This is a genomic window from Paracoccus sp. UBA889 (assembly GCA_002294185.1).
Lineage (GTDB): Bacteria > Pseudomonadota > Alphaproteobacteria > Rhodobacterales > Rhodobacteraceae > Paracoccus.
The window spans coordinates 179,135-183,761 of record DBFD01000046.1; the positions used below are offsets into that span (position 1 = coordinate 179,135).

Genomic DNA, 4,627 nt, shown 5'->3' on the forward strand with positions numbered 1-4,627 from the left:
GCCGTCGCGGTGGGGCTTGCCGCCCTCTCCCCGCGTTTCTTGCTGGCCCTCGTCGCGCCGCGGACCCCGGCGCCCCTGCCCGTCGCCCTGCGGACGGCGCGTCCCGCCCCCGCGCGGCTTCGGCGCCCAGCGGAACGTGTAGAAGGTCTCGATTTCGGGGGCTTCGGGCGCGGCCTGATCAGGCGCCGTCTCGACGGCCCCCCCTTGCGCGCCGGCTTCGGCAATGCGGCGTTTTTCGGCCTGCTCGGACTCCCATTTCGCGCGGGTCTCGGCGGCGAGGACGCTTTCCTCCTCGGTCAGCGGTGCGGCCGAGGCCGGTTCTTCGGGCGTCGCCACCACCGCAGGCTCGGGGGATTTCACCTTCTCGCGTTCGCCTTTTTCTGCGGCATAGCCCAGGCCCTGCATCAGCCCCGCGAATTGCTCCAGCGTCATCCCGGTGATCGACAACATGTCGGGATTGGCCTCGAATCCGCCGCGCGTGTCCTGCACGCGCAACAGATCGGCCAGGCGTTCCAGCATGTCGATGCGGATCGCCCGTTCCCCCGCCGGACGATATCCCGACAGGGTGTAATAGCCATCCGGGACCTCGGCCAGATGCGGAATCGTGACCAGGCCTGGCGGCGGGCTTTCGGGGAATTCGTCCAGACCCTCGGCCAGCGACCACAGCACCAGCCGCAAGCGGGTCGGGGCGGGTTTCAGCAATGCGGGCAGAAAGATCGTGAATTGCCCGAAGCGGACGCCGTGCTTGCGCAGCGCGCCGCGGGATTCCTGATCCAGTTCCTTCACCTCGCCCGCGACTTCGCCGCGCGGTATGACGCCAAGCGCCTCGACCAGCCGGAAGGCAAAGCCCTTGGCCAGCCCGGTCAGCGCCTCGTCCTTCTGCATCCCCATCAGCGGCTCGAAGGCCGCCGCGATTTTGCGGTCGATGAAATGCTGCAACCGGCGCCTGACCTTTTCGGCGATCTCGGCGCCGGCCTCGTCATCGACGAAGACCTGCACGCCGGGATGCAGCTTGTCGGCCCCCTTGACCAGCTTGCCCACCGCGCTGCTGCCCCACATCAGCCCGCCCTGTTCGGTGAAATCAAGCTCGGTATCGGGGGCATTGTAGAAGCGGTCGGCGCGCAGATGGAATTCCGGCCGCAAAGCCTCGTAGCTGGCGCGGTTCAGCGTTTTGGCCTCGTCCGCCGATCCGGTCTGGTCGGGACGAAAGCGGAACCCCTCCAGACGGCCGGCGAATTCGCCCTCGACCATCACCTCGCCCTTGTCGTTCACTTCGGCCACAAGGCTCTCCTTCTGTTTGAGCCGGCGCAGCAGCACGGACGTGCGCCGGTCCACAAATCTCTGGGTCAGCGCGGCGTGCAGCGCGTCCGACAGGCGGTCTTCTACCGCGCGAGTCTCGTCGCGCCAATGTTTTTCGTCCGCGACCCAACCCGTCCGCTGCGCGACATAGGTCCATGTGCGGATATACGCCAGACGTTTCGACAGCGCGTCGATATCGCCATGCGTCCGGTCGATCCGCTGCACGGCCCGCGCCAGCCACTCGGAGGGGATCGCGCCCTCCTGAAGAAACCCGAAGATCCGCGCCAGCAGGCCGGTGTGTTCGGTGGGCGAAATCCCGCGAAAATCCGGCACCCGGCAGACATCCCACAACAGCCGGACATCGCGGCCACCCTGCACCCGGTCGCGGATCTCGGGCATGTCGCGCAAGGCCTTCAGCGCTTGCAGGTCGTCGGCCTCGCGGCCCCGCTGCAGCAATTCATGGCCGGACGCGGCCTCCAGCGACTGCACCAGCCGGTCCATGGTGCCGAATTCCAGTGCCGGGTTGCGCCACATCAGACGGCTGATCGGCTGAAAGCGGTGGTTCTCGATCGCGCCGGTCAGACCCTCGTCCAGCGGCTGCGCCTCTCCGGTGACGCCGAACGTGCCGGGTTCGGTATGCCGTCCGGCGCGGCCGGCGATCTGGCCCAGTTCATGCGGAAACAGCGGCCGGACGCGGCGGCCGTCGAACTTGTGCGTTGCGCTGAAGGCGACGTGACGTATGTCGAGGTTCAGGCCCATGCCGATGGCGTCGGTGGCGACCAGGTAATCCACCTCGCCCTGCTGATACATCGCCACCTGCGCATTGCGCGTGCGCGGCGACAGCGCCCCCATGACGACCGCGCAGCCGCCCTTCTGGCGTCGGATCAGTTCCGCCATGGCATAGACGTCATCGACGCTGAAGCCCACGATGGCGGACCGCGCGGGCATCCGCGACAGCTTTTTCGACCCCGACCAGGTCAGCGTCGAGAACCGCTCGCGCCGCTGAAACTGCACGCCGGGGACCAGCGCGGCGATGGCCGGACGCATCGTGTCGCTGCCCAGAAGCAGGGTCTCGTGCAGGCCGCGCATCTGCAACAGGCGATCGGTGAAGACATGGCCGCGTTCGGGATCGGCGCAAAGCTGGATCTCGTCGATGGCAACGAAATCGGCGGCGATGTCGGGCATGGCCTCGGTCGTGGCGACCCAGTATTGCACCCGCTCGGGGACGATCCGCTCCTCGCCGGTGACCAGCGCCACGACCGAAGGGCCGCGGGCGGCCACGATCCGGTCATAGACCTCGCGCGCCAGCAGGCGCAGCGGCAGGCCGATCACCCCGGTCCGATGCGCCAGCATCCGTTCGATGGCATAATGCGTCTTGCCGGTATTGGTGGGCCCCAGCACGGCGGTCACCCGGCCCCTGTCGATCACTGTCATGGGATCAGATATCGGTGCCCGTCTGCGCCCGTTCCAGTCTTGCCACCGCATCGATGGCCTCTTGCTGGTGGGGATGAATCTTCAGGCTGGCGCGGTAGGCCTGCAGCGCGCGTTCGTCTTCGCCGATTTCCTCCAGCATTCCGCCCAGTTGGGTCAGGGCGGCGAATTGGCGTGGTTCCAGTTCCAGGGCCCGGGCCAGATCGGCGATCGCGGGGCCGTACTGGCCCGCCGCCGCATAGGCCGACGCGCGCATCTGAAAGCCCGCGGCGAAATCGGGCGCATGGTCCGTCAGCGCGGTCAGATGGCCGATGGCGGCGGGAATGTCGCCCCGGTCCAGCGCATCTTCGCCGCGTTTCAGCAGCAAATCCATCGCCGGAGAGCCCGATCTGGACCATTCGCGCAGAATGTCGGATTCGGCCAGCCGCCAGGATTCGCTGTCGGGATCGGCCAGACGCGAAAACAGCGCCTCCATATCGGCGCCATCCTGCGCCAGGGCGCCGAAAGAGGTTGCGCCGATGCAGAAAATCGTAATCGTTGCGCGGCGAAGTGCCGCGACGAAAGGCTGGAAAACGGATCGGGCCGCGCGCATATCGTCATTCTACCCAGCCCGGTCGCCGGGCGCCAGTCCAAGCGCGAGGAGACGCCAGATTATGAGCAAAGTTGTGAACGCCGCCGTCGAACAGTTGAACGAAAAGATCGGCAGCTTCGGCTCGACCGCGAAATTCGTGATCGAAGACGAGGGCGCGATCATGATCGATGAAAGCGGCGTCCGTGCAGGCGACGAAGAGGCCGAAGTCACGCTGACGGCCAATCGCGAAACCTTCGAGGGAATCCTGTCGGGCGATGTGAATCCGGCCTCCGCCTTCATGACCGGCAAGCTGAAGATCGACGGGGACATGGGCGTTGCGATGCAACTGGGTCAGGCGCTGTCCTAGATCATGCCCGAGGCCGCACCCTTTCACCGATTGCCCGATGACGACAGCCGCCCGGCACGCGCCTTCTTCGTCACGGCCGATGACGGGGTGCGGTTGCGGCTTGCGGTCTGGGACGCGCTTTCAGGCCCCGCCGCCGGCAGCATCCTGCTGTTTCCCGGCCGCACCGAATATATCGAGAAATATGCCCCCATTGCCCGGCGCCTGAACGCGGCCGGCTATGCAGTCATCGCGATCGACTGGCGCGGTCAGGGCCTGTCGCAGCGGCTTCAGGACGATCCGCGCCCCGGCCATATCGGTGAATTCGCCGATTATCAGCGCGACGTGGTCGAAATCGTCGTGGCGGCCGACGATCTGGGCCTGCCGCAGCCCTGGCATCTTCTGGCCCATTCGATGGGCGGCGGCATCGGTCTGGCGGCGCTTCACGCCGATCTGCCGGTTGCCTCGGCCGTATTCTCGGCGCCGATGTGGGGCATCAACCTGCACCAGATGCCGCATCGGGTCGCGATGGCGATCACGGCACTGGCCCGGCGCCTTGGGTTCGAGGGACGATCGACGCCGGGAACCGGCGCGGGCGGCACCTATTTCCTCGACGAGGCTTTTGGCACCAACCTGCTGACCTGCGATGTGGACGAATGGTCGCGCCTTCTGCGCGAGGCCGCGACCTGGCCCGACCTGACCATCGGCGGGGCCAGCTACCGGTGGCTGGGGTTGGCGCTGGCCGAATGTTCGCGGCTGGCCGCCCTGCCCTCGCCCGCCTTGCCGATGCTCGTCTCGCTGGGCAGCGACGAGAAGATCGTCTCGCAGACCGCGATCCGCGACCGCGCAGACCGCTGGCCGGGCGCCGAACTGCTTGAGATCAAGGGCGGGCGGCACGAGGTGATGATGTGCCTGCCCGAAAGACGCGATCTGTTCCTGCAAGCCATGCTGGCGGTTATGGAAACGGCCGGGGCGCGGCCTCA

4 protein-coding genes are annotated in these 4,627 nt (G+C 67.1%); 2 read left to right on the forward strand and 2 right to left on the reverse strand.

Annotation, left to right across the window (positions count from 1 at the left end):
* The coding region (locus tag B4L36_RS08885) for a helicase-related protein (RefSeq protein ID WP_292955576.1) at positions 1-2,733 on the reverse strand (2,733 nt) is incomplete at its 3' end.
* A 4-nt stretch (positions 2,734-2,737) separates the two neighbouring features.
* Entirely contained in the window at positions 2,738-3,322 is a 585-nt protein-coding gene (locus B4L36_RS08890; RefSeq protein ID WP_292955579.1) for a tetratricopeptide repeat protein, read from the reverse strand.
* Between the two features lie 61 nt (positions 3,323-3,383).
* Between B4L36_RS08890 and B4L36_RS08895 the strand changes: the two genes are divergently transcribed.
* The gene (locus B4L36_RS08895; RefSeq protein ID WP_292955582.1) at positions 3,384-3,668 is read left to right on the forward strand and encodes an SCP2 sterol-binding domain-containing protein; all 285 of its coding nucleotides are present in this window, start codon (positions 3,384-3,386) and stop codon (positions 3,666-3,668) included.
* 3 nt (positions 3,669-3,671) lie between these two features.
* The coding region (locus B4L36_RS08900; RefSeq protein ID WP_292955585.1) for an alpha/beta fold hydrolase at positions 3,672-4,627 on the forward strand (956 nt) is incomplete at its 3' end.

Excerpts from the sequence above, each read along its gene's own strand:
- B4L36_RS08890 (WP_292955579.1), bottom strand. The coding sequence starts at position 3,322 with ATGCGCGCGGCCCGATCCGTTTTCCAGCCTTTCGTCGCGGCACTTCGC.
- B4L36_RS08895 (WP_292955582.1), top strand. The coding sequence starts at position 3,384 with ATGAGCAAAGTTGTGAACGCCGCCGTCGAACAGTTGAACGAAAAGATC.